This window comes from Vibrio sp. 1978 (genome assembly GCF_033344345.1).
This window is the reverse complement of the sequence record NZ_JAWPOP010000666.1, coordinates 1-618: the sequence shown is the minus strand read 5'-3', so window position 1 is coordinate 618 and position 618 is coordinate 1. Positions and strand designations below refer to the sequence as shown.

At 46.6% G+C, this 618-nt stretch carries 1 protein-coding gene; it reads right to left on the bottom strand.

Features of this window, described 5'->3' with window-relative positions:
- Positions 1–31: 31 nt before the first annotated feature.
- Positions 32–618, bottom strand: a 587-nt coding sequence (locus tag R8N49_RS28435; RefSeq protein WP_318190608.1) for an HAD-IIB family hydrolase, incomplete at its 5' end; no start/stop codon positions are given.

The following is a 618-nucleotide window of genomic DNA, read 5'->3' as shown; positions in this document are numbered from 1 at the left end:
GCCCTTCGTGATTTTGTTGTTAACCCAAGGGTTAGAGCAGGTGATCTTGCAGGTAATGCGCCACGGCATCGTCTGCGTTGCTGCCAATCACTTCATTGTTTGGCAGCGCTTTCATCACTTTCTCGTGCGATGTGCCCATTACTAAGCCTTTGCCTGCCATTGATAGCATTTCGACATCATTCATGCCGTCGCCAAATGCAATGCAGTTTTCGAGCGTTAAACCCAGAGTTTCCGCGACTGCTTGTAGCGCGTGGCCTTTCGAAACGCCCGCACTCATTACTTCTAAGCACCAAGGAGTAGAGAACGCGATATTCAATTTATCGCCAAACTGTTCACGCAGTTTGTTTTCAAACACCACCAAACGTTCATGATCTTGCGCTGGATGGGTGAAGAAAATTTTCGCAATGCCGTCGGTTGGCGCTTGGTCTTCATCGAATAAGACGTATGTGAATTCGTCATGGAAATCACGCAGTGTTTCGTCGTCTTTGTTCATCAGCCAACTGTCGTTTTGATACATGTGGATAAGTATCTCGTGATCATGTTTGATCGTGTCGATCACGCCTTGAACCAAATCCGCAGGTACGTTTTCACTGTACATCAGTTGATAGTTTTGGTCAT